The organism is Microcoleus sp. B3-D7, assembly GCF_036705305.1.
In the GTDB taxonomy this organism is placed as follows: Bacteria; Cyanobacteriota; Cyanobacteriia; order Cyanobacteriales; family Microcoleaceae; genus Microcoleus.
Map to the genome: position 1 here is coordinate 52,102 of NZ_JAUBUE010000027.1, position 24,861 is coordinate 76,962.

Consider the following 24,861-nt stretch of genomic DNA (forward strand, 5'->3'; position numbering starts at 1 on the left):
ACACCGGAATGATGTTGAGTGTTGACGGTTGACGGTTGACGCCGTGAACAGTCCACCGTCAACCGTCAACACTCAACTCGAATTTAATATTACGATGCTAACGAATTTGATATTACACGCATTTTTGCGGGTGCGCCGCAGAACACATTACATTCATCTCGTAGGGTACTCTTCGGCGCACCTTCCAGGGACCTCCGGGTGCGCCGAAGAGCACCTTGCATCAGCTACTTTCTAACACAGGAATTCCCGTGGATCGGTGACATACCCAGTCAGGGCAGAAGCCGCCGCCGTATAAGGGGAAGCTAGATAAACTTGCGCTTCTTTATTCCCCATCCGGCCGGGGAAATTGCGGTTAGTTGTAGATACACAAATTTCTGGTTCATTCATCCGCCCGAAAGTATCTTTCGGGCCGCCCAAACAAGCGGCGCAAGAAGGCGCGGCGGGTTCGATGCAGCCGGCAGCTAAGAAGATTTCCGAAAGCGTTTGACCGTCGTATTTTGTGACAAACAAATCTTCGTAAACTTTTTGAGTTGCTGGTACTAAATAAGTCGGAACTTTGACTTGATTTCCTTTCAGAATACGGGCCGCATTTAGAAAGTCGGAGGTTTTGCCGCCGGTGCAGGAACCGATGTAAACTCGATCGATCTTGACATCGCGGCAGTTGCGGGCTAAGTCGCGGTTGTCGGGAGAGTGCGGTTTGGCGACGACTGGTTCTAATTTGCTGACATCGTAGGTGCGATCACTATAAAATTTAGCATCCCCATCGCTGTAAAATGAATCGAAGGGTTTGTCAGTCCGCGAAGTAACGTAATCAAACGTAGTTTTGTCGGGCGCAACCGTGCCGTTTTTACCGCCAGCTTCAATCACCATATTGCACAGCGTCATCCGTTCTTCCATCGTCAAACGCTCAACTGTATCGCCCGCAAATTCCATTGTCCGGTAGTTAGCACCGGCAACGCTAATATCACCAATAATCTGCAAAATTAGGTCTTTTGCTAACAAATAATCCGGCAGTTCGCCGTTGAACACAAAGCGCATGGTTGCGGGAACTTTGATTAACAGTTTGCCGGTTCCCATGATAAAAGCCGCGTCTGTATTGCCGATACCTGTGGCGAATTGTCCGAAAGCGCCGGCATTGCAGGTGTGGGAATCTGTGCCGAAGAGCACTTCGCCCGGTCTGGTGTGCCCTTCTTGTGCTAGGGCGATGTGGCAAACTCCTTTGTAGTCGGGATTTGCTTTGAAGTCCGATCGATCCGTGATGTCGTAAAAGTATTTTATCCCTTGTTCTTGGGCAAAATCGCGGAGAATATCGACGTTGCGGTTAGCGCGTTCGTCGTTGGTGAAAATGTAGTGGTCGGGAATGAGGACGATTTTGTCTGGGTTCCAGACTTTAGCATTCTCACCGAATTCGCGTTTGAAAACGCCGATGGTACCGGGCCCGCAGACATCGTGGGTCATCAATACGTCTGTTTCTACCCAGATGTTTTCTCCGGGCTCGACTTTAGTGCGCCCTGATGCTTTGGCTAATATTTTTTCGGTCAGAGTCATTCCCATAGTGCGATCGCTCTTTTTTGTTAGATGCTACATAGTGTAATTGTAAGCGAAACATCGCCTGATGTTGACAGGTAATTTATCAACTAAACCTTTTCTTCAATCTCAAATCTCAAATCGGTTGACTTTCACTTTCTTTTTCGCCACTAATCTCTACAATAGCCTCTACTTCGATTAACACAAAAATAAAATTTATGCAAGTCACTCGATTATGCGACTGGTAACTAACAGCTAGTGACTGTTATTGTTAGTGATTACTTAAGAAAAGCAATTTAAATCAGGGAATGTCAAAAAATCTCAGAGTGCATTTCTACACTTGTATATCTTAACAACAGTGAAATGAGCTAGATACCCCCACCGCAAGGGTATCTGGTTTCGTCATTCTCACCCTGTATGCCAATGGAGATACTTCCCATGAATTCACAGACACCAAAGCGTCAGCGCGCAGTTATGTTGACATCTGAAGGTATTGATAAATTCCCAGCAACAAACGCTGATACCAAAAGTTACGAAAATTGCTACCAACATTATACTCTCGAAGTTTTAGGCGATCGCACTAACAAAGAGTCAGATAATTTCATTAAGGTATTAGTCAAGCAAATCTTGGATCGGGTAGGAGCCATAGTTGTGGAGATTGCAGGGCAGGTGCAATTCATGACTCAACGCGCCGAACAACTGTTGAACCAGTATTTTTTATCCCGCGCCCCGCACTCATTGCCAGAACTCTTACAACATTGGTTCAAGGAACAGATATCGCGACTCACATTCAACGGCGATATTCCATCTAGCTGTTTACCATTGTACATTCAGCAAGCAGGAAGACAGTTGATCGTCCGTCTGATTCCAGATCCAATCAACCAGCAATATCTCTTGCTGTTGGAGGAAGAAGAACTGCAATCATTCTCTATTTCGACCCTGGAATCGCTAGGACTCACCAAACGCGAGGCGGAGGTTTTATTCTGGATTGCCAAAGATAAAAGCAATGCAGGAATCGCTAAAGTGCTCGGTTGCAGTGAAGGAACAGTGCGAAAACATCTGGAGCATCTTTACGGGAAACTAAGCGTACAAACCCGGACGGCTGCTGTGATGGTTGCTCTGGAAAAATTGGGGTTGTTCAACGGGGAATTTGTTGCAATATCTTCATAATCCTATACGCGGATCGTCGTATTGCTCTCCAAGTTTATTTTGAGGACTATGAGATCAAACGCTATACGGAGTCTGTAAACTGTGCCAAACAAAAATCCACTACGGAGGTAAAAATGGAAACCAATAATGTAGATGCAACGGTCGATTTTGTCGATATCGGTGTTCAGAAACAGAATTCGGCAGCTAGCGAAGGTCAATCTGATGCTAAACCGGGCATCGAAAATGAAACCTTGCTTCACACGCTACGCGCATCATCGATGTTCTCTGTGGAAAACAAAGAAGTTTTACCTCAAAAAAGCCAAGAACATGCAACAGTCGATTTTGTGGATGTCAGTGCAATAAAACAAGATTCGGTAGCTCGCGAAGGTCAATCTGATGCTAAACCGGGCATCGAAAATCAAACATTCCTTCACACACTACGTGCATCATCAATCTCCTCTGTAGAAAACAAAGAAGTTTTACCTGAATTTACCCGTTCCAATACAGAGACATAGAACCGTATTCATTGGCAATTACTCATTGTAAGAGGTGGAATATGCTCACAATTTGCAACAAATATACATCTGGTGTTTGGGTAGCTATTATGTACTATCGCCCCAACTGTCCAGATGGTGGAAATTGGGCAAAAAAAGGTTGGTGGCGGCTCAATCCTGGCGAATGCAAAGTGGTATATGGGGGTAGTTTGCGTAGTCTGAATCGCTACTACTGCTACTATGCTGAGGCTGATAACGGAGCAAATTGGGCAGGGCCTTACGTGAGGCCTGTCCCTCCACAAGCATTTGACTGGTGTGAGTGGACAAGCAGCACCCAAGCAACTAATGTAGGCTTCCGGTTGCTTGATATTAACAGTTACGACAATTTCACGCTGAATTTGACAGCATAAATCTGAGTGGCGTTGTCAAGTTAAATTTTAATTCTAAATTTAACGTGACAACTTAATCCACATAGGAGCGGAATTAATCGACTATTAACTCGAATTTACTCAATATTATTGCACGGACTCCCATTTATGGGATTTTTTTTTACTTGCTATAACAGAAAAGGAGCAACATCTCTTGATAAAAGTTGCGGTTATTCTATGGAATTTTGTTGCAATATCTTCATAATCCTATACGCGGATCGTCGTATTGCTCTCCAAGTTTATTTTGAGGACTATTAGATCAAAAGCTGTTATCCCGTTTTGAAACTCAGCTTAAATAACACTCACGACCAAGGTTGTCTTCTCTAGCTATTAAACAACTTTAAGGTGGAGTTTGTTTGCTGAAAACTACTCAAAAAAGAGGTTAAGTATGTTACGGATTACTGCCGATATATTTTCCGGAAGACCCGCTCCAGAGTGGATTATTACGGACGAGGAAGAAGCTCGAACTACGCTCAAAGAGATTGCTAACAATCGTAGCATTGTAGCCGAAGCAGCTTCTGCTGATGCTGGATTAGGGTTTCGCGGTTTCACCATTGAACCCCTCTCTGACGAGCTTGCCCAAGACTTTGAACTACCCGCTAGTATGTATATGGCAGCAGGTGCGAGTGCTGCTAGCGATAAAGCGAACGAGATTGCTGAGCGTTTGATCGGCTTAATGAGCAGTGCTGAATCATCTCCAGAAGCATCGGCTTTCGGAGAAGAACTACCTTTAGATGAAATGTTGCAGAATTTCTTGCAACAACAACTGGAAACCAGCAGCCGACTTTCAGTCTCTGATGTTGAAGACTTACCAAACATGGCGGTAGAAACCTCAAGTGAAGTGGCTGCTACCTGCTTTTATGATACTTCGCCCTATAACCCCGGCTTCTGGAACAACAACCCCGTAATCCGGCAGAACAACAACTGCTATAACTATGCGAGCAATAAGCGCACAGATACTTTTGCCCAACCAGGAAAAGGATGCGGACATCAGTACACTGCAATTAATTGCGTAGAAGTTACCAAAGCTTCTCTGTGCGATGGATTGCACAAACGCTACGATTGTTTCCCCGCCTCACAAGCCCCTCGCTATTTAGTAGCACTGGTTATTGCCCCTGGTCCGGGCTTTGTTGATTTCCACTGGTATCGCAAAATGCGAGAAGGATTTTGGGGTCACAAACCGGGTTCGACAGCGGCTCGGAATACAGATAACAGCGGCGTAGTCATCACTAACCCAGCTACCTGTAACCGTGGGCCTTACACCATCTTCTGTGGCTACTTTTACACTTGTAAGAGCCAAAAGATTAAATAGAATCTATAGCACTGCGGAATGTGGGTTCCCCACACTGGAGAAGAAGACCATGCAACGGGCTTATTCACTCACAACATATCTAGAAAGGATAATTGGCTTGGGTTTTTTAATGTTTTTGGTGACTTTGCTTGGATGTTCGGTCACAGCTTTAGGAGACAAAAAGATGCAAGTAGAAGTGGATATGTTTAGTGGCAGACCAAACCCACATTGGGAATTGACAGTGCAAGAATCTCAGCAGTTTACACAACGACTTCAATCATTGTCTACACATCAAGGAGAAGGAGCTGTTAATGAAGGATTGGGGTATCGTGGTTTGATTGTCCGAGAAAGTGGTGAAGAGGTAGAGGGCGATCGGGAAATTGTGATTTGTAATGGATTTATCGTGGCTAGACGCAATGGTAAATCCCAACAATTTACCGATAAAAACCGTACTTTAGAAAAATGGCTGATCCAGACAGGAGAAGGACGGTTAGATGACGAACTTTACCATCAAATTAGCAAATTAGCCGAGTAAACAGCACAGGACTTACGCACAAAGTGTATCTGTAGGGCGCAGCACACCGCACCTTACCCCACAAATAATGTAAAAATTGCTCTTTTGCGTAAGTCCTAAATAAGTCGAGTCAGCATCAAAAAAAGTAGAAATTCATGTCAGAAAAACTGTCATGGATTTCTAATAACACTCAATAAGAGGTATTTATGTCTGAACAACCTAGTTTTTCCATCCCAGAAACTGCCCAAGCTGATGAAACGACAGGGCGTTACATTATTACTTTCCGCGATGATGCGGTGATAGAAGGGTTAGACCTTCTGAACGACCAAACTGGCATCAGAGACCTGGCAAATGCTGCCGATTTCCCGGACTCTGCTCTAGACTTGAGCCAAATTGAAGCAGCAGGGGGAGCGGTGTTTCCCACTCTCGGCGTGGCCGTCGTCTCGTTAGACGAAGGGGGTTTCAGCAGCATCATGACCTCAGCGGGAGAGGATTCGGCTATTCTGGCGATCGAACCGGAGCGCACTTTCTACGCCATTGGTGATGGGTTGTCGGCAGACTATTTGCGGGGTTATCGCGATGCGGTGAATAACCTGTACGACAAAGCCACTACTACAGAAGCAGCAGAAATCGAGAAACAAGAATGTTTTTCCGATGATAGCGAGTCTACCTGGGGCCTGAAGGCAACGAAGGTGATGAACTCTCTGTTGACTGGTAGTGGAATGAAAGTTGCTGTGCTGGATACGGGGATGGATCTCCAACATCCCGACTTCGCAGGTCGATCGATCGTATCGCAGTCCTTCGTACCAGGGGAGGACGTACAAGATGGCAACCGTCATGGCACGCACTGCATCGGGACAGCCTGCGGGTTCAAGGATCTTAACGGCCGCAGGTACGGGATCGCTTACGAATCGACCATTTATGTCGGTAAAGTGTTGAGTAATGCCGGTAGTGGCGCTAGTGGCTGGATTCTGGCTGGGATGGAATGGGCGATCGCCAATGGGTGTCAAGTGATCTCGATGTCATTAGGAAACACCAATCCAAAGCCCTCTACGGCCTACGAAACTGTCGGTCGTCGGGCACTACAAAATGGGTGTCTGATCGTGGCGGCCGCCGGCAACCACGGACCAACCAAAACCGTTGGACAACCAGCGAATAGTCCCTCGATTATGGCTGTTGCAGCCGTCGATAACTGCGTCCAAGTGCCTGACTTCTCGGCTACCTCTGACCTAATTCAAGGAACTAAAGTCGATATCGCCGCTCCAGGAGTGAAAGTATACTCATCAGTGCCTATGGATAAAGGGCGTTATGCTGCTTACAATGGCACTAGCATGGCTACACCGCACGTGGCTGGGCTCGCTGCCTTGTATGCCGAATCGACTGGTAAACGAGGTGCTGAACTTTGGCAATTGCTGACTGCCTATGCTATGGCGCTACCGTTGCCAAATACTCGTGTCGGAAGCGGTTTAGTACAAGCTCCGTAATGCAGAATACTCAAATCCCCGCAGCACTAGCCTGCGGGGATCTAACAGAAGACAATTTATAATACCGCAATGGATTTGCTCCAAAGGATGCTAAATATGTCTGACGAACAAGTACAGCGCATCATAGTAACTGTTGACGACCAAAACATATCGGTAATTCAATCGGTTGTGACTGCCTTACAATCGGCGGGAATGAAAGTGGAGCAGGTGCTAGCTGTTACTGGCATCATTACTGGAGAAGTGTCTCAGTCGAAGCTAGAAGGACTAAAGAGCGTACCGGGCGTGGCTAGTGTCGAGATCGATCGAGAAATGCAGGCAATTTAAACTAATCATTTAGGGTTAGTAGATCTAGTTTTGCTAACCCCAAATAGCGAATGCCTTCTGGCGTCACGTCAAAGCGACAGGGCAAAATCTCTACACCTTCACTAATCGCCTGTCTGAACAATTCTCCGTAAAGGCGATCGGCACTATCCCCCGGAGCAAAATCCGTACAATCCCCGCGATTAATAAAATACAGCATTACAGCCCTCGATCCCTGCCGCACCACTTCTATCAATTCTCTCAAATGTTTCTGCCCCCTCTCCGTCACTGTATCGGGAAATAGAGCCAACTCCTCTTTTACCCAAGTTGTATTTTTCACTTCCAGAAAAATCGGTTTTTCCTCACCAGTTAGCCAAAAATCGACTCTACTTTTTTTATCAGTGCCATAAACAACTTCCGGTTGAATTAAACTATAATTGCCTAACTCAGGAAACAATTTCAATTCCAAAGCTAATTTAACTATTCGATTTGGCAGCCCAGTATTAACTCCCACCCAAGTTGGCACAGTGTCGCAAACTTTAATTAATTCCCAAGTATAAGCTAACTTGCGTTTAGGATTGTCGCTGGGAGATACTAGCACTGGATTGCCCGGAATGTAAACACCAGTCATTGGGCCAGTATTCGGACAGTGGGCGGTGATTATTTCTCCCGAATCTAGTTCAATTTCGGCAAAAAATCGCTTGTAACGTTTGATGAGAATTCCGGGTAAAAGAGGAGGATATTTGTAAATTAAGCCAGTCATTCGATTTTAGATTTTAGATTTTAGATTTTAGATTCTCGATTGTAGATTTTACCTATAACCGAATACCTGGCTCCGCACTTTTGAAAGAAGTCTGGGAACTAACACAATCGATCATAAGTTATCAATTATATGTTATTTATCTGCTTTTATCAACTCATTTATTTCATCATTTTTAAATTGTAGATTTTAGATTGTAGATTTTAGATTGACGCATCATAGCACGAAACTGCGGTTTGTAGTTAGGACGAAGAGTCCCGATCGATTATTGAATTTCCGCAAGTCAGTAATATCGATAAAATTGGTATCCCCGCAATTCCCCCTAGAAGTTTTATGAGTTCATGATATGATTCTCCCGATTCGCGATTAAAATAAGTGAATCCTTTTAGCATTAGCGTTTGTAACCATTTGTGTCCCAATTACAGAAGCCCTCTCGTTCCCTCGCAGGGATTGCCGGCATTGTCGCAGTCGCCACTCTAATTAGCAAAGTCTTTGGATTGGTGCGCCAAATTGCGATCGCCGCAGCCTTTGGAGTCGGTGTCGCCGTCGATGCCTACAACTACGCCTACGTCATCCCTGGTTTCTTATTTATTTTGCTCGGAGGGATTAACGGGCCATTTCACAGCGCCATAGTCAGTGTTTTAGCCCGCCGGGATAAAAAAGAAGCAGCACCCTTAGTCGAGACTATCACCACCTTAGTCGGGGGCTTGTTGCTGTTGGTGACGATCGCTTTAATTATTTTTGCCGATCCGCTGATCGATTTGGTGGCACCGGGATTAAATAGAACAGCAGAAGGTTTACAAATTAAAGCAATTGCCGTCCAGCAATTTCGGATTATGGCGCCGATGGCATTACTTTCAGGCTTAATCGGCATTGGTTTCGGCACTCTCAACGCCGCCGATATGTACTGGTTGCCATCAATTAGCCCTTTATTTTCAAGCGTTGCACTTGTTGGCGGTTTGGGTATTCTCGCAATGCAACTCGGAGACAAAATTATTCAGCCGGAATACGCACTAATGGGTGGCTTAGTGTTAGCTTGGGGAACGTTAGCGGGTGCAGTTTTGCAGTGGTTGGTGCAACTGCTGGCGCAGTGGCGCGCGGGGTTGGGAACATTGCGTTTGCGGTTTAATTTTAAACGGCCGGGAGTGCAAGAAGTAATTAAGGTGATGGTTCCTGCTACCTTATCATCAGGAATGCTGCAAATTAATGTTTATACTGACCTATTTTTCGCATCCTACATCCCTCAAGCTGCCTCTGCGTTGGGTTACAGTGGCTTGTTAGTCATGACGCCTTTAGGCATCATTTCTAATGTAATTTTAGTGCCATTTCTACCCATATTTTCTCGCCTCACCGATCCGAGAGATTGGCCGGAATTAAAAGATCGAATTCGTCAATCTTTAGTTTTGACCGGCCTTACAATGCTGCCGCTGAGCGCTTTAATGATAACGCTGGCTGTGCCGATCGTCCGCGTTGTTTACGAACGCTATGCTTTTGATCGGTCAGCCTCGCAGTTTGTCGCGCCGATATTGATGGCTTACAGTATTGGAATGTTTGTGTACTTGGGACGCGACGTTGTGGTACGGGTATTTTACGCTTTGGGAGACGGGGAAACCCCTTTTCGCATCAGTATTATCAATATCTTTTTAAACGCTCTTTTGGATTATTTGTTGGTTGGAGCCTTTGGGGCGCCCGGATTAGTTTTGGCGACGGTGGGAGTGAATCTTCTTTCGATGATTATGCTTTTGTACTGTTTAGATAAAAAGCTGGGTGGCCTGCCTTGGGGGGAGTGGAGTTTACCTTTTCTGGGGTTAACTTCTGGCAGTTGTTTAACTGCTTTCGTTACCTTAGCTACTCTGCAAAGCTGTCAAAGAGTTTTGGGTACTGAAGGTTTGGTCGTTCAATTAGTGCAGTTGAGTGTGGCAAGTTTTGTAGGGTTAGGAGTTTTTGCCCTGTTTGTCAGTCAGATGAAGTTGCCGGAAGTTGATATGTTTGTCGATCGCATTCGCGGCCGTTTTCGCAAATAAATAAAATTTTCGGGGCGGGTTAAGGGCGAAATACCAGACACAACGCCCACAATCTGCGTACAAAACCCGCCCTTTCCTTTACATTTTCCGCTGAAATTCCTCAAGAACATCCATCAATTGAACTTGACACTGCATCGGAATTAAATCTGCCAGTGGCACTTCCCGCTTGCCGCCGCCCAACTTGACTGGAATTCCTTGCAAAACTTGTCCAACTTTGTCAGCATCTAAATTGCCATCTTCCAGCATGGAATAAAGTTGTTCGGCAACAACGGTATGCAGGTGAGCATCTCTCAGATACAAATGCCATTTGGCAATGTCAATGTAGACATTTTCGCCGATTTCGGCTGCTAAGGATTCGATCGCCTGTGTAGTATTAGCCATATCAAAAAAGCCGAAAGTTATTTGTTATCAATCAAAAGACTTAACAAATCGCCGCCAACTGCCTTCAGCCAGAATCTTTGGTGAGGGGCGAATAATCGGCGATCGCAAAATGGTAAATCGCGTGGGCCAAAACTACTAGAGCCCATCCACCCGTTACCGAAATTGCCCAAGGCCAATCAGCCTTTTGCAAATTGTGAACAAACCACAAACCTGAATTGGTAGCAGAAAAAAGACCGACGTGGATAGCAAAATTCATCCGGTCATCTAACCGGCGGTATTCTGGATCATTGCGATCGGGTTTGCGGGGCCAACGAGGAGGCATAGTTTTTCACTTGATATTAGTAGTTCAGTGCCTATTTTAATCATAAGTGCAGCTTTTTGAATGCTGCATCCCTCTTTCGGCAGGAAACTTATGCCTCTACATTTTCATAGTCTCCAGACTTGCCGCCACTTTTACTCACCAGGCGAATTGACTCAATGGCGATCGACTTTTCCAATCCTTTCGCCATATCATACAAAGTCAGCGCCGCCACCGAAACCGCCGTCAGCGCCTCCATTTCCACCCCAGTTTCCGCCTTAATTTTCACCGTCGCTCGAATTTGATACCCCGGCAACCCAGCATCCGCTATCACCTGCACTTCCACACTACTCAGCGGCAGAGGGTGGCACAGAGGAATCAAATGTGCAGTCTGTTTCGCCGCCATAATTCCAGCCAGCCTTGCAGTGCCCAACACATCACCTTTGGGCGCATTCCCCGCTTCAATCGCCGCAAACGTCTCCGGCAACATCCGCACCCTGCCTGCTGCCACAGCTTGCCGAACAGTCGGCACCTTCGCTGAAACGTCCACCATTTGGGCTTCCCCGCTGTTGTCGAGGTGAGTTAGCTGTGCCACATCGGGCAATTTAGAAAAAGTTTGCGAAAGGTCTTGCATTATTTTGGTAATGGTGTTACTGTTAGATTCTGTGAGAAAAGAACTTAATCAATTTTAGATTAAATCTTAACTCCACAGGGGCTTGTAGCTTAGTTGGATAGAGTGCATGGCTACGAACCATGAGGTCGGGGGTTCGAATCCCTCCAAGCCCATTTAAAAACGTTATAAGCTGTGAGTTCTGAGTTTTGAGTTTTGAGTTTTGAATTAATAAATTAATTCAACTCACGACTTAAAACTCAGAACTTTTTTAATTGGGTACGTTTACTGATGCAAAGCATAAATATCTTTGCCTCGACCGATCGCAAATTTCATCGAATTAGATAAGCCCTTGCTAGACTGAGTAATAAAAACCAGCAAAGCCAAACCAGCGAGTCCAGCCGCAAAACCAAACATATTTCTGTAGCCAACTTGTTCAGCCACAAAGCCTAAAGTCGGCCCCGCAATCGCAATGCCCAAATCAAATCCGCCAATACAAAGGGAAAACAAGCGGCCCCTTTCATGAGGTTCGCACCTGTCCGACATCAGCGTTACCATCATCGGCAAAACCGTACCGCCCGCGCAACCTTCAACCAAAGCGGCGATTAAAAAAGCACTGCTGGTGTTAGCAAAATACAACAATAACATCGACACGGCATAACAGATTAAGCCTGCAGAAATAAACAAGCCACGACCGTATTTGTCCGAAGCCCGTCCCGTGAGCAACCGTATACCGAAACTGGCGATAGCCGCCGTCGAATAAAATAATCCTGGATTCAAATTAGTCTTAGTTTCTTGGATAAACAAAGGCATAAAAGTGCTCAAAGTTCCAAATACTAAACCAACCACCAATAACACTAAAGCCGGAATCCGCACTCTCGGATTCCAGAGCATTTTCCAGTATTTTTGGCTATTTTTGTCCTCAGATAGCGAGTCCGAGAGTGTTAAATCTGCAAAATTAGGTTCCGCAATTTTGCAGGTAAAAAATACAGCCGTTGCAGCGAACGCCGCCGACATCGCAAACAGAGGAGTATAACCAACCCAAGCTTGCACAAATCCGCCAATAGCCGGCCCAACTGCTAGACCAATAGGATTCACCAAGCTCATGTAACCAATTAATTCGCCCCGCTTTCCTGGCGGCGATAAATCTGTTACCAAAGCGCTGTAAGCTGTAGTAAAAGCGGCGATACTAATGCCGTGAAAAACGCGAATAAGTAACAGTAAGGGGATAGATTGAGCTAACAGGTAGCCCAAAGGGGCGATCGCAGCGACTGACGCGCCTAGAAGCAAAACTTGTTTTCGCCCCCTGCTGTCGGCTGTTTTACCCAACTGCGGCCTCGATAGCAAAAGTCCGATCGCAAATGCACCCATCACAAAGCCAATTTGCTGTCTTGTGCCGCCCACAAATTGAACATACAGCGGCAAAGTTGGCAGTAGCGAAGCCAAACTCGACCAGAATAGCAGGCCTGCAGTGAATAAAATCAGTAAGCTGCGTCTGGGTTGGGGATCGATTTCCCTAAAAATATTCAAGATGCTAATTCCCTTTAAATCTTCCGATTGCACTCAAAGTAAGTTCGAGTGTCTCTATCATTGTGTTACAAATTCTTAAGATTTGCACCAAAAAAGTTGATATTCGACTCACTGTCAACTCTCAACCGTCAACCGTCAACCGTCAACTCTCAACCGTCAACCGTCAAAAAAGAGCATTCTTACCAATCAACCTCAGCCCTTTCCTCCACCACCCGTTCATAAACCCACTGGGTTTCTATCGCCAACTTCGGCCAACTAAACCGGCGTTCCAAATCTTGATAAGCATTGTCAACCAACCACTGCGCGTAACCCGGATTTTTCAAAACCTCCAAAATTCCCCAGGCCAAAGAATCCCGATTGTTTGCCTCAGTAACAACGCCAGTTTTAGTGTGCAGCACCACCTCTGGAAGTCCGCCCGCATCCGAAACCACCACAGGCACTCTTGCAGCAAAGCTTTCTAACGCTACAATCCCAAAAGGTTCGTAAAGACTGGGGAAAACCGCGCAGTCAGCCACCGTCTGGAATTTGTCGAGATGTTCCTCAAACATGAACCCAGTAAAATAACACTTATTCCAAATTCCCAAATGCCAAGCTAAATGTTTAAGATGGTCTGTATTGCCGCCGCCAACAATTACAATTTTGGCTTTACCCCCCATTTCCCAAATTACTTTAGGTGCCGCATTTAGAAATACACCAATGCCTTTTTCATAGCTAATTCTTCCTACATAATAGACAATTTTCTCATCGTCAGCAGCAAACCTTCGGCGGAAATCCATCGCATCAAATTCGTGCCAACGGGGCTTTTTATCGGGTCTAATTCCGTTGTAAATTACCTCTATTTTGTTCCACGGAGTCGCTAGTACCCGTTCGGCTTCCCGCCGCATATAATCACTGCAAACAATTACTCGCCAAGAATTGTAAGCGAGGTCGTTTTCCTTGGCGTTAATGTAGCGCTGTCCTTCATTGTGGATGCCGTTGAAGCGCCCGTATTCGGTGGCGTGGATGGTGGTAATTAGCGGTACTTTAAAGGTATGCTTGAGGGCGATCGCCGCATCTCCCACTAACCAATCGTGAGCGTGGATGATATCAAAGGGGCCTTCCTCAAGCATCAGTTTCCCGCCTTGGTGGCCCATGCTTTGGTTGAGGTTCGCCACCCAGTGAAAAAAGTCCCTGGCGTGCCCCACCACCACCCGATGCACACGTATTCCTTCCACCACTTCGTACATCGGCGCGTGGCCGAACTCTACTGTAATTAAGTGAATTTCGTGCCCCAGCTTCACTAATTCTGGATATAGTTCCGATACGTGGCGGGCGATACCGCCTACGATTCTGGGAGGAAACTCCCATGCCAATACCAAAATTTTCATCTTTCTACCTCCAAATAATTTATATAACTTAATGTTTAGAGTTAACAGATTTATTGTATAATGATCACCCTTAAATTTAAGTTGATCGCAAGTTGATGCCCAATGCCTGACTTTTGGCAGGAACAAAGACAGAAAATCATGCCTAAAGCTGGTTTTTGCATGAAATTGCTCGATCGCCATTACCTGAAAAAAACAGGTTTCCTCAATATTTGAGGCACTGAGGCAAGCAATGGCGATCGTAACTACCCGCTTACCGTTTCTTCAAAATCGGCTCCAATTCACCGCGAAAACGGGTCCAAGCAGCAGCCGATGCAGAATTAGAAACAGCACCCTGACGCATCAAAATCGCGCCGTCTTCAAAGCCAACAATTCCGTACTCTCCAGATTTGGACATTCGATCGATCGCCGGTACGATCTCCCGCAACTGTCCCCGTTCCCCGCGAAACGCAGTCTGATACTGCTGCAACTGCCACATATCGGCAATTACATATTGCATCTTCACTGCCTTCCCCGCATCATTGCGGAGTTCAAACATCGGAAACCTGAGAATTTCCCGCCTGCTTGACAAAATCGGCACAATAGTATTCGTCGCTGCCACGCTAGCATCAGCAGGAATTTGAGCCAACAGCGGCCGCACTTGCAAAACGTGCTGCCATTGTCTGACGAGAGGAACCTGCACCCAAGGATCGATCGCATCGGGCAAAATCCAAGAAAAAGTCCGATTTGGGTTAGAAGTGAAGGTAAAAAATAGCGACAAACAGATGCAAAACGCCCAAAAGCGGCGAAACTTTGAAGATGAAGGCAGAGGAAATAAAGCAGAAGGAAAACGCAAAAACATTCTTTCCTCTCTCACCATTCTATCTTCTTCCTTTTGACGCTGGGCCCACCACAGAATTGCCCCATAAAAAAGCCCTGGAACCACAGTCATCGCATAGCGAATATTAATCGCCAGCACCGACTCTCCTTTCGCTAAAAATAGCTTCAGCAGCGGAAATCCAGCTATCATCCAAGACGCAGGCGCGAAAGCAGGAACCAAAGCTAATGGCAACCACTGACCAAGCAGGTATCTAATCTTACCAAAAAACGGCGTAAATAATTGAGCCACCAACCGCCCGGGATTGCTCACCATTCCCCAAATAATTTCTAGAGTAGAAGCTTCATCTCCATCGGCATATTGGCCGAAGCGCTCCATCATAAACCGCTGGGATATATCAGCAGAAAACAAAGGCATAATCAGATTGGTCAGGACGATCATATAACCAAAACTGAGTATGCAGACAGCCAAACCAGTCCGAGGGTAGCGCCGGCTCAAAATCAGGTAAACTCCGACGCCAAATAAAACAACTCCCCCATCTTCTCGCACGGCCAAAATTAAAGTTGCCAGAATCCCAAACAGCGGCCACCAGCGCTTCTCCATCGCCAGCAGCAAGCCAAAGACATAAAGTGGGATTTGACAAATATCGTGAAAATTGCCCAAAGTCGGGCCGATGACCGCGTTAGCGCAGTAATAGCTCACAACTATTGTCGCCGACAGCCTCGGTTCCAGATAGTGTCTGGCGAGAGCATAGAGCACTCCTCCAGCCGCCGTAATTAAAGTCACCTGCAACACCGTCAAAGTGACGGGCGAGGGAAACAGCGAGTAAATTGGCAGCCACAGCATTAGCGCCGGGGTGAAATGCTGCCCCAACCGATAGTAAGATACGGACGGGAGCTGATTTTGGTGAACCACATTAGTGGACAACGCCGAAGAGAGGGAACTCTCAAACAAGTGACCCTGAGTGCCATTCCAAAAAAGTTGATTGAAAATGCCTTGGTCGTAAGTAGCGTAAAAGCTGTAGTAGCGGTGCAGCGTCAGCAACAGGCACAGCACAAAAAAGGCGGCCGCCACTTGAACCACCACCCGCAGCGACTCATTTTTCTTCCATCTCAAAAATATCATCTGCCCGCCTGTAATGAAATTATCGGACAATAGCATAAATCTAAAGTAAGTATTAAATTAAAGTAGAAGTGAAATAACTCGGCTCGGCAATGCTCAATTATTTTCACCCGATCGAAAAGCTCAACAGCGTCCATCCAACACCAGGCACCAGCGGCACTGACTGTTCTCCCGAACAGCCGGTAAATCCCGCACCGCTTTTACAGCTTTTGCTGTTTGTAGACAAGCGTTCCTCTTCCCGGGAACAGACCAGACACATCCGCAAGTCCCTAAAGGATTTGAAGGCAGAGTGCGACTTTGAGCTTCAAATCATCGACGTAGGAGAACAGCCCGATTTAGCCGAACACTTTAAACTTGTAGCCACTCCCTCGCTGCTCAAAATTCATCCCGATCCCCGACAAACTCTCGCCGGCAGCAATTTAATCGCCCAACTCGAACACTGGTGGCCGCGCTGGAAGCGTTCTGTAGAAGAATACGCAGCTCAGCAGCAGTCGGCCTCAGCTCTCGCGGAAACCCTGACTGACGCAAAACCAATCTATTCCGTTGCTTGCGCCGCCGAAATTGTGCAGCTTTCCGATGAAGTTTTTCGCCTCAAACAGGAAAAAGAACACCTGCAAGAGCAGTTGCAGTTGAAAGACCGGATTATTGCGATGCTAGCTCACGACTTGCGAAATCCCTTAACGGCCGCATCTTTGGCTTTGGAGACTTTGGAGTCAAGTCAGAAGGTGAAAGAGGGGGAAAAGTCACGTTTGACACCGAGTCTGGCAGCTCATTTGATGAAACAAGCCCGCCGCCAAATCCGAATTGTCGATCGTATGATTACAGATATCCTGCAAGCAGCCCGGGGTACAAACGCTCAACTCCACATTGAACCCAAAAGAATCGAACTGGGGGCGATTTGTCAAGATGTAATAGGGCAATTTCAAGACAAATTTCAGGCAAAAAGTCTGAACTTAGAAACAGACATTCCCGCAGATTTGCCCTTGGTTTATGCCGATCCCGATCGCATCAAACAAGTCATAGTCAACCTGCTTGACAACGCCAGCAAGTACACCCCAGACCGAGGAACTGTTAATCTTTCAATTCTCCACCGCACCGCTTACAAAGTTCAAGTCAGCATTTGCAACAGCGGCCCGGGAATTCCTGAAGAAGATTGCGCGAGCATTTTTGAAGACAGCTTTCGCTTGCAGCGAGATAAATCAACAGACGGTTACGGCATTGGACTGTCTCTGTGTCAAGGCATTATCCGCGCCCACTACGGTCAAATTTGGGTAGACTCTGTACCCGATAGAGGCAGTTGTTTTCACTTTACTCTGCCCGTCCAAAAATAAAACTTAGCTGTAGATTTGTCAGTTGTCAGTAGCAACCGAGTTTGATATTACAGCTCAACTTTTCCGCAGTGCAGCAATAATCTGTGCGTTTGCCTTGGGAAAAGTAAATTGGTCAATTTCGTCGAGTGTCACCCAGCGAATTTCATCGCATTCGATCGTTTGCGGTTCCCCGCTGACGTGGCGGCAGTGGTGCACGTATAGTCTAACTGTAAATTTAGTGTAGTCGTGGTCAATTGTAATCAAGCGATCGCCAACTTCTACGACAATCCCCAACTCCTCCATAATTTCCCGTTTTATGCAAGCTTCGATTGTTTCCCCAGGCTCTATTTTTCCGCCCGGAAACTCCCAGAAACCCCCGTGCAGTCCATGTTGTCGGCGCTTGTCAATCAAAATTTGTTGGCGATCGTTCCAGATTGCAGCAACGCCGATAACTTTGTGGGCAAAAGGAGGAAGAGACATATTAATTAGGAATGGGGAATGGGGAATAGGGAATGGGGAATGGGGAATGGGGAATTTAAGAATAATATCAATAATTATTCAATTATTTTTTAATCTAAAATCTAAAATCTAAAATCTAAAATCTAAAATATTAAGCCCCCATCTTGCGAGGGGGGGCTTGACACTTGGATCACTTAAATGTTAAGAATCTACTAATCGTCCGAGCCATGTCTCTCACTGGCTTGTATCGACTTTTCAAAAGTCATTCGCTGTTCGGCATTTTTGAGAAAATAACCGCTAATCATAGCCGAGGCGAGCAATCTACCCAAATGTTCGCGACTGGTAGTCACTGTCACCCCGAAGTGTTCCGAAGGCAAATTCCCCAAAAGTCCAACAATATTTCGCTCCATTACTTGAAACACTTCGTGAGAAGTCGGCTTAGACAACTGAGAAACTGTGTCGGGAGCCATCGACTGCACGTATTGCCATAATAAGTTGGTATTTTCTCCGTCTTCTTCAAAGAATTCTGGGGATTTATTAGATGAGTTGCTCACGAGTACCTCCGTTTCAGACACAGCTTGTTATGTTAGACGCGGGCGGTTAAATTAAATAACCCTTATCTGATGGCTGCTGATCTTTATTACTAAGTAATTACTAATGTAGCAGGACAGTCATAGCAACCAAGTGGGCACAACCGAATTAAAAGCGGCGGTTTTTACGATTTTAGATTGGGGATTGCAAGTGGGGGCAACCCGATCGCCAATCCCCAATCTACCTAGCTGGCTAGATAATCGTTGATATCTTGCTTGCGCTTGCGGAGTTTGGTTAAAGCTTCCCGTTCTATTTGCCGCACTCGTTCCCGACTGATGTTGAGACGATCGCCTATTTTGGCCAAAGTTAGGGTTTGCCCGTCTTCTAAACCGAACCGCAAGGCGAGCACTTCTCGCTGTTGCTGAGTCAGTTCCGCCATCAGGTGGTCTAAGTCAGTCCGCAGGGAAGATTGCAGGGCAAAATCTTCTGGCGTAGTACCCGTATCTTCCAACAAATCGCCCAACTCTGTATCTTGATTGTCTCCCACGCGCAAGTCCAGAGAAAGTGGCAGGCGCGCGCGATCGAGATATTCGCGAATCTGTTTGGGAGTCAATTCTAGCTCTGATGCCAATTCAGCAGCCGTGGCCGCGCGACCAAGCTGTTGAGCAAGTTGGCGCTGAGCTTTTTTAATTTTGTTGAGCTTTTCGGTGATATGGATCGGTAAGCGGATGGTGCGGCCTTTTTCGGCAATGGCCCGAGTAATTGCCTGACGAATCCACCAATAAGCATAAGTAGAAAATCTATAGCCCTTAGTCGGGTCAAATTTTTCTACTCCCCGCTGCATCCCGATCGTGCCTTCCTGAATTAGATCTAGTAAATCTACGTTGCGCTTGATATATTTCTTGGCAACAGAGACTACCAGGCGGAGATTCGCTTCCACCATTTGGCGCTTTGCCCTTTCCCCGTTTTCGATCGTCCGCTGCAACTGTGCCTCAGACAGCCCAACTGCCTGTGCCCATTCAGCCGCCGTCGGGTCGCGGCCTAACTCTTCGGCTAAAATATCTTTCTCCTGATGCAGTGCGGTTGAGCGCTGTACCTGTTTCCCGTAGAGTATTTCTTGCTCATGGGTCAACAAGGGAACGCGGCCGATTTCCCGCAAGTAAGCGCGAACAGAATCTGTATCTGAGGACTTAAGAGTTTTCATGAGCTTTTCCCGCTGAGGATCTGTGCCTCTAAAGGTTTGCGGTAGTCGCAAACCCCTAGCTTTAGCTGGGAAGGAAAGCGGGCGGGGACTTGCGCTTTCCTTCCATTTAAAGAGGCTTAATTTTATGGTAGCTAGCTACTACTCCCAGTCAGCACCGTCTCAGGTTAGGTTTTGGTTGGGGCGTGCACAATACTACGTTATGTTAAGAATCTTAACATTTGTGAGAGCACTTGGCTACACTTCTTCATATTTATTTCATACCAGCCTGGACTGTTGATACGAGAGTACCCGCTTTCCTGGCTTTACAGTTTGCATCAATATAAACAACATCCGCCACATCTCAGAGGGGTAGATTGGTAGAGGGGGAGATGGGGGGAATGGGGAGAGGGGGAGATGGGAGGGAATTTGATCCTTTTGGCACAGTGCAAGAAAAAAATACAAAAAATACAATTTAAATGCCCAACAGCTTTTCAATACCCTGAATATGAAGTTACAGATATTGATGAACCCGCCCCAACAGATAATGACTAATGACTAATAACTAATGACTTCTTTGCCGTTGAGCTTCGTACAAGATGAGGGCTGCGGCGATCGAGACATTTAAAGATTCTACGCCACGACTCAGGGGAATTTGGATTTGTCGATCGGCCAAACTCCTCAATTCTTCCGACAAACCAGAGCCTTCGTTGCCCAAAACTATCAGAGTCGGCACTCGCAAATCTACTTCCCAATAACTTAAACTGGCCCCGGCGACGGTTGCTAAAATTTGCATTCCTCGATTTTTATACGCGGAGACTTCGGCGGTTAAATCTGGAGTGACGGCCATGGGCAGCTTAAACCAAGCTCCTGCCGAGGCGCGCAGCACTTTGGGATGGTCTAAATCGGCGCTGTCTGCGCTCAGCAGCAAACCGTCGGCATTAGCAGCCGCAGCCGTGCGGACGATCGCCCCCAAGTTGCCGGGATCTTGGATTGTTTCTAGGGCTATTCCTAAAGTTGATAATTTTGCTGGATCTGTTGCAGTGCGGGGTGCGGTGGCGACAATGCCGTCGGGTTGGACTGTAGTGGCTATCGACTCTAACACTTTTGCACTTACTAATTCTGTGCGATCGGCTAAATTACCAACTTGCTCCCAAAGTTCCCCGTGCTGATCCAGCCATTCGGGAGTGCAGCAAACAGTTGCTAGCGGGTATTTGGCAGCACAAGCTTCTTCGAGCAAGTGAGTCCCTTCGAGTAAAAATAATTGTTGTTCCCTGCGTCCCTTCGAGCTGTGCAGCTTGCGAATTTCTTTAACTAGGGGGTTTTGAATACTTGTCAGCATTGTTTAATTCAGCAGAGCGAATGGGGTTATTGCCTGTATCGGGTTAACCCCAAACTTCCTTCTGCCTTGGGAATGCGGAACCCGGGACTTGAACCCGGAAGGCTTGCACCACATGAACCTGAATCATGCGCGTCTACCAATTCCGCCAGTTCCGCATCGGTCACGAATTAATACTTTCCCATAAGTTCGCGAATCTGTCAAGTGTTTTAGGGAATTTATTTTTTTGTGAGCTGCGAGTAATATTTTGCACAAATTACGGTTCGGGTTGAGAAATGCTTTAGTTTCGAGGATTTACTGTTAGCCAAACATAGCAAAACGCTGTGTAGTTGAGTAGGGTGCGTCAGATCGCGTCGGGTTATTAATAATCCACAAGCTTTGATCTGACGCACCCTACGGGATTTGCTGAAAAAAGGGGAATCTAATCTGCCAAATCGGGGAAAACCTCGCGCACGGCCGGATGCACCAATCGGTGATTTTGCACGTTCAATCCCTTCGCCAAACTCGGATTCATTTCCAAAGCTTTAATCCCGCTATTTGCCAACTGCAAAACATAAGGCAAAGTGCTGTTATTCAAAGCTTGAGTCGCAGTCCAAGGCACGGCACCGGGCATATTGGGCACGCCGTAATGCACAACTCCTTCCTCAACATAAGTAGGATTTGTGTGAGAAGTTACCCGCAAAGTTTCCACGCAGCCGCCTTGGTCAACGGCTACGTCAACAATCACAGAACCGGGGTGCATCTTCGCAACAAATTCGCGAGAAACCAGAATAGGAGCTTTTTTACCTAAGACCAAAACCGCACCAATTAACAAATCAGCATCGGGAACCACTGCTTCTATTTGCAAAGGACTGCTGTAGAGGTATTCTACTCTGGAACCGAACAGAGTTTCCAAATAAGCTAAGCGATCGACATTTACGTCTAATATCTGCACTCTCGCGCCCATTCCTACAGCAATTCTGGCTGCTTCTGTGCCGACAATGCCGCCGCCCAAAATCACAACTTTACCCGGTCTTACCCCCGGTACACCACCCAAAAGTACGCCCCGACCACCTTGCTGTCGTTCCAGAAACCGAGCTCCGAACTGCACCGACAAACGCCCTGCAATAATGCTCATCGGCGTCAGCAGCGGCAATTTTCTGTCCGGGAGTTCGACGGTTTCGTAGGCGATGGCCTGGACTCCGCTGCTGATTAAATGCTCGGTTAATGTGCGATCGGCCGCCAAGTGCAAATATGTAAACAGCAACTGCTCTTTTTCAATCAGGGGATACTCAGCAGGCAGCGGTTCCTTAACTTTAACAATTAGTTCGCGCTTCCAGACATCTGAAGCCTTTAAAACAATCTTAGCCCCTGCTTCAACGTAGTCCTCGTCCGCGAAACCGGCCCCAGCGCCTGCATTCGTTTCCACGAAAACTACGTGACCTTTGTCCGAACAAGCCCGGACACTTGTGGGACTGAGCCCGACTCGAAACTCTAAATCCTTGATTTCCTTGGGGACGCCTATTTCCATCTATAACCTCTAATCTAAGCCGTACCTCGACTCTAGCTTAGAAATAATCCGATCGGCATCATGTTTTACAATACCATTTTAGATGTTAGTTTTTGAACCCCCCGTTTACAGCCCCCGACTTTTCCAATAAGTCTGGCTTCTAGAGGAATTTGGAGATACTAGATTTGGCAATCATGCTGTGCGGGCGAACATTTTTTTAATTTTCAGCCACGGCGATCGCACTTTCCCAAATAGGTCATTTCCCACAAGGTTGATCGTATTTTTAGCTCGCTCTAATTCTAACATTAGTTGTTAGATCTGAAGCTGCAAGCTCTCTAATTCTGACTGAGCTTCTTGCAAATTAACCCGCCCTTCCTTTTCGCAGGTGTTTTTTACCATCGCAATATCGCGATAGCCGAGAGACTGAAGTGCCAAAAATACTATTTCCCTGTTATTTGCTCAAAATTCATTGACCGCTCTCGCCACACCGTAAGGTAAGATTTCGCATACTGACCAATTCATGCAGTCATTAAAAATCCACACCCCGGCCGCTTGCACTGCGGATGTTTTTCTATATATTTCAGGAGTGGGCTTATATTTTTTAAGGTAAAATTATATTCTAACCTTCAAGCGATCGCGCGTCTATTTCTATTTTGCATAAGTCTAATAGACTTTATTAAAAAATTAGCCTAAAGAAAGTCTGCTGTCAATATATTCGATCGGTCATTTATAATTTAACAGCAGCGACTCAGGTCTTTAAAAAAAATGCCACGCACACCTACCTTAACATTCGATCGCGGAACTCTATTGCTGCACCCGCCGCCCAAAGGCAGAGACTGGGTGGACTTTGCCACTTGGGACGATCGCGTGGAAAAATACCGCATTCGAGCCATTCACTACCGCCCGCTGGTAGAATGCCTCCAAGCCGAGTGCATTCATTTCACCGACGAAGCTAGGGGATACGAACTACTCGAACTCGTACCCAGCGTGGAAATGCAGCCTTACCCACATCAAGAACATGCCCTCGTAGCTTGGCAGGAAGCAGGAAGCCAAGGAGTAGTAGTCCTCCCCACCGCTTCCGGCAAAACTTATCTGGCACAATTAGCCATGCAAGTCACTGGTCGCAGTACATTAATTGTAGTACCAACTCTCGATTTAATGCACCAGTGGTATGCTAATTTAAAAGCAGCTTTCCCCGACATCGAAATCGGGTTGTTGGGTGGAGGTTCGCGGGACAAAACGCCAATTTTAGTCGCAACCTACGACAGTGCAAGTATTCATGCAGAAACCTTGGGCAATAAATATGGTTTGCTGGTTTTTGACGAATGCCACCATTTGCCAACGGACTTTTATCGAGTAATTTCCGAATATGCGATCGCGCCTTTTCGACTCGGACTGACAGCCACACCCGATCGCACAGATGGCCGCCACAGCGATTTACATTTCCTGATCGGCCCGACAGTATTTAGCAAAAGACCCGAAGATTTGGCAGGCGATGCTTTAGCAGATCATAAAATAGTTCAAATCATGGTAAAACTGTCACAAGAAGAAAGTGCTCACTACGCAGAATTAATCAACATTCGCAACGACTTCTTAAAACAGTCTAACATCAAAATATCCAGCCTCGAAGGTTGGAAACAGTTTATCATGGCAAGCGCGCGATCGCCCCTAGGACGGCGCGCCATGCTAGCCCACCGCCAAGCCAAAGAAATCGCCCTTTGTACCGAAGGAAAACTGCGAATCTTAGCCCAAATACTAGCAGAACACTCTCCCCAGCGCACCCTAATTTTCACCGGAGACAACGCCACAGTTTACCGAATTTCCCAAGAATTTCTCATCCCCACAATTACCCACCAAACCCCAGTCAAAGAACGCCACGAAATCCTCGATCGCTTTCGCAGCGGCGAATACAAAACCCTCGTCGCCTCCCACGTCCTCAACGAAGGAGTGGACGTTCCTGACGCCCGAATTGCTATCATATTGTCAGGAACTGGCAGCGAACGCGAATACATCCAGCGTTTGGGTAGAGTTCTCCGCAAAAGCAGCGATGTAAATAAGTTAGCAATTCTCTACGAAGTCGTCACCGAAGACACCAGCGAAGAAAGAACTTCTCAACGCCGCCGAGGAGGAATGCAGCCTCACAAACCCCAAGTAAAAACACTAATTGAACAGCCGCAGCCAGAAGATCAGGAATTACAAACTATCAAACCGACACCCATTTACGGAGTCAATCGGGAGACAACCAAAAAAGCAGCAGAATCACCAGCCAAATGGGGAGAAGACAATGATGAAATTCCCTGGTAGTAAGCCTAAATAAGTTAGTTGTGGGATGGGTAGTCTTAGCGAAAAAATGGCTATATAATTAAATCACTCCTAGGTCTATTTAAAAACTACAATCTACAATCGATTTACGGAGTCAACCGGGAGGCGACTAAAAAGCAGCCGGGTCACAGCAAAGTG

Annotated in this window: 24 protein-coding genes and 2 tRNA genes; 11 read left to right on the top strand and 15 right to left on the bottom strand. The window is 46.5% G+C overall.

Features of this window, described 5'->3' with window-relative positions; genetic code table 11:
- Positions 1-231 precede the first annotated feature (231 nt).
- Positions 232-1,554 carry a 3-isopropylmalate dehydratase large subunit gene (locus tag QUB25_RS18390; protein WP_333184919.1) on the bottom strand — a complete coding sequence of 441 codons (1,323 nt, stop codon included), beginning with the start codon at positions 1,552-1,554 and terminating at the stop codon, positions 232-234.
- A gap of 411 nt (positions 1,555-1,965) precedes the next feature.
- Here QUB25_RS18390 and QUB25_RS18395 point away from each other — a divergent pair, with 411 nt between their 5' ends.
- The 7 genes from QUB25_RS18395 (at position 1,966) to QUB25_RS18425 (ending at position 7,211) form a co-directional block, all read left to right on the top strand.
- A complete protein-coding gene (locus QUB25_RS18395; protein ID WP_333184922.1) occupies positions 1,966-2,697 on the top strand; it encodes a helix-turn-helix transcriptional regulator in 732 nt (243 codons plus the stop codon).
- A 113-nt stretch (positions 2,698-2,810) separates the two neighbouring features.
- Entirely contained in the window at positions 2,811-3,191 is a 381-nt protein-coding gene (locus tag QUB25_RS18400) for a hypothetical protein (RefSeq protein ID WP_333061199.1), read from the top strand.
- A 41-nt stretch (positions 3,192-3,232) separates the two neighbouring features.
- Complete coding sequence (locus tag QUB25_RS18405; RefSeq protein WP_333037567.1) at positions 3,233-3,580, top strand: DUF1036 domain-containing protein; 348 nt, start codon at positions 3,233-3,235, stop codon at positions 3,578-3,580.
- A 406-nt stretch (positions 3,581-3,986) separates the two neighbouring features.
- Entirely contained in the window at positions 3,987-4,910 is a 924-nt protein-coding gene (locus tag QUB25_RS18410; RefSeq protein ID WP_333061201.1) for a hypothetical protein, read from the top strand.
- 49 nt (positions 4,911-4,959) lie between these two features.
- Positions 4,960-5,424, top strand: coding sequence for a hypothetical protein (locus tag QUB25_RS18415; protein ID WP_333061204.1), 465 nt, complete (start codon positions 4,960-4,962; stop codon positions 5,422-5,424).
- Between the two features lie 185 nt (positions 5,425-5,609).
- Positions 5,610-6,887: a S8 family serine peptidase gene (locus QUB25_RS18420; protein ID WP_333061207.1), complete on the top strand. Its 1,278-nt coding sequence runs from the start codon at positions 5,610-5,612 to the stop codon at positions 6,885-6,887.
- A 96-nt stretch (positions 6,888-6,983) separates the two neighbouring features.
- Positions 6,984-7,211 (top strand): hypothetical protein, encoded by a 228-nt coding sequence (locus QUB25_RS18425; RefSeq protein WP_333061210.1) that lies wholly within the window; start codon positions 6,984-6,986, stop codon positions 7,209-7,211.
- 1 nt (position 7,212) lies between these two features.
- On the opposite strand, the gene sfsA is transcribed toward QUB25_RS18425, so the two are convergent.
- Positions 7,213-7,950: a DNA/RNA nuclease SfsA gene (gene sfsA / locus QUB25_RS18430; protein WP_333061212.1), complete on the bottom strand. Its 738-nt coding sequence runs from the start codon at positions 7,948-7,950 to the stop codon at positions 7,213-7,215.
- Between the two features lie 407 nt (positions 7,951-8,357).
- Here sfsA and murJ point away from each other — a divergent pair, with 407 nt between their 5' ends.
- Complete coding sequence (murJ, locus tag QUB25_RS18435; RefSeq protein ID WP_333184930.1) at positions 8,358-9,971, top strand: murein biosynthesis integral membrane protein MurJ; 1,614 nt, start codon at positions 8,358-8,360, stop codon at positions 9,969-9,971.
- A 78-nt stretch (positions 9,972-10,049) separates the two neighbouring features.
- Here the strand turns inward: murJ and QUB25_RS18440 are convergent, their stop codons facing one another.
- From QUB25_RS18440 to moaC, 3 genes are all read right to left on the bottom strand, one after another.
- On the bottom strand, positions 10,050-10,352 hold the full coding sequence (locus tag QUB25_RS18440; RefSeq protein ID WP_333037589.1) for a DUF3181 family protein: 303 nt from the start codon (positions 10,350-10,352) through the stop codon (positions 10,050-10,052).
- Positions 10,353-10,416: 64 nt separating this feature from the next.
- A complete protein-coding gene (locus QUB25_RS18445) occupies positions 10,417-10,674 on the bottom strand; it encodes a 2TM domain-containing protein (protein WP_006633890.1) in 258 nt (85 codons plus the stop codon).
- 88 nt (positions 10,675-10,762) lie between these two features.
- Positions 10,763-11,284, bottom strand: coding sequence for a cyclic pyranopterin monophosphate synthase MoaC (moaC, locus tag QUB25_RS18450; RefSeq protein WP_333048708.1), 522 nt, complete (start codon positions 11,282-11,284; stop codon positions 10,763-10,765).
- Between the two features lie 78 nt (positions 11,285-11,362).
- Here moaC and QUB25_RS18455 point away from each other — a divergent pair.
- Positions 11,363-11,436: transfer RNA gene (locus QUB25_RS18455), tRNA-Arg, on the top strand.
- A gap of 109 nt (positions 11,437-11,545) precedes the next feature.
- Here QUB25_RS18455 and QUB25_RS18460 read toward each other — a convergent pair.
- The 3 genes from QUB25_RS18460 to QUB25_RS18470 all read right to left on the bottom strand — a co-directional run bounded on the left by QUB25_RS18460 (position 11,546) and on the right by QUB25_RS18470 (position 16,132).
- Entirely contained in the window at positions 11,546-12,790 is a 1,245-nt protein-coding gene (locus QUB25_RS18460) for an MFS transporter (protein WP_333184991.1), read from the bottom strand.
- Between the two features lie 179 nt (positions 12,791-12,969).
- Positions 12,970-14,157 (bottom strand): glycosyltransferase family 4 protein, encoded by a 1,188-nt coding sequence (locus QUB25_RS18465; protein ID WP_333037599.1) that lies wholly within the window; start codon positions 14,155-14,157, stop codon positions 12,970-12,972.
- Positions 14,158-14,407: 250 nt separating this feature from the next.
- Complete coding sequence (locus QUB25_RS18470; RefSeq protein ID WP_445251964.1) at positions 14,408-16,132, bottom strand: DUF2079 domain-containing protein; 1,725 nt, start codon at positions 16,130-16,132, stop codon at positions 14,408-14,410.
- A 53-nt stretch (positions 16,133-16,185) separates the two neighbouring features.
- Between QUB25_RS18470 and QUB25_RS18475 the strand changes: the two genes are divergently transcribed.
- The gene (locus QUB25_RS18475; protein ID WP_333184937.1) at positions 16,186-17,424 is read left to right on the top strand and encodes a histidine kinase; all 1,239 of its coding nucleotides are present in this window, start codon (positions 16,186-16,188) and stop codon (positions 17,422-17,424) included.
- Between the two features lie 54 nt (positions 17,425-17,478).
- On the opposite strand, the gene mutT is transcribed toward QUB25_RS18475, so the two are convergent.
- From mutT to QUB25_RS18510, 7 genes are all read right to left on the bottom strand, one after another.
- Positions 17,479-17,883: an 8-oxo-dGTP diphosphatase MutT gene (gene mutT, locus QUB25_RS18480; protein WP_333037605.1), complete on the bottom strand. Its 405-nt coding sequence runs from the start codon at positions 17,881-17,883 to the stop codon at positions 17,479-17,481.
- 191 nt (positions 17,884-18,074) lie between these two features.
- The gene (locus QUB25_RS18485) at positions 18,075-18,416 is read right to left on the bottom strand and encodes a DUF760 domain-containing protein (RefSeq protein WP_015174476.1); all 342 of its coding nucleotides are present in this window, start codon (positions 18,414-18,416) and stop codon (positions 18,075-18,077) included.
- Between the two features lie 221 nt (positions 18,417-18,637).
- Positions 18,638-19,597: an RNA polymerase sigma factor, RpoD/SigA family gene (locus QUB25_RS18490; RefSeq protein WP_333037606.1), complete on the bottom strand. Its 960-nt coding sequence runs from the start codon at positions 19,595-19,597 to the stop codon at positions 18,638-18,640.
- A 541-nt stretch (positions 19,598-20,138) separates the two neighbouring features.
- Positions 20,139-20,915, bottom strand: coding sequence for an RNA methyltransferase (locus QUB25_RS18495; RefSeq protein ID WP_333184941.1), 777 nt, complete (start codon positions 20,913-20,915; stop codon positions 20,139-20,141).
- A gap of 73 nt (positions 20,916-20,988) precedes the next feature.
- Positions 20,989-21,070, bottom strand: a tRNA-Leu gene (locus QUB25_RS18500).
- A 263-nt stretch (positions 21,071-21,333) separates the two neighbouring features.
- Positions 21,334-22,422: an alanine dehydrogenase gene (gene ald / locus QUB25_RS18505; RefSeq protein ID WP_333184944.1), complete on the bottom strand. Its 1,089-nt coding sequence runs from the start codon at positions 22,420-22,422 to the stop codon at positions 21,334-21,336.
- Between the two features lie 291 nt (positions 22,423-22,713).
- Positions 22,714-22,836, bottom strand: coding sequence for a hypothetical protein (locus QUB25_RS18510; protein ID WP_333184947.1), 123 nt, complete (start codon positions 22,834-22,836; stop codon positions 22,714-22,716).
- Between the two features lie 330 nt (positions 22,837-23,166).
- On the opposite strand from QUB25_RS18510, the gene QUB25_RS18515 reads away from it, so the two are divergent.
- Complete coding sequence (locus QUB25_RS18515) at positions 23,167-24,705, top strand: DEAD/DEAH box helicase family protein (RefSeq protein ID WP_333184950.1); 1,539 nt, start codon at positions 23,167-23,169, stop codon at positions 24,703-24,705.
- Positions 24,706-24,861 lie beyond the last annotated feature (156 nt).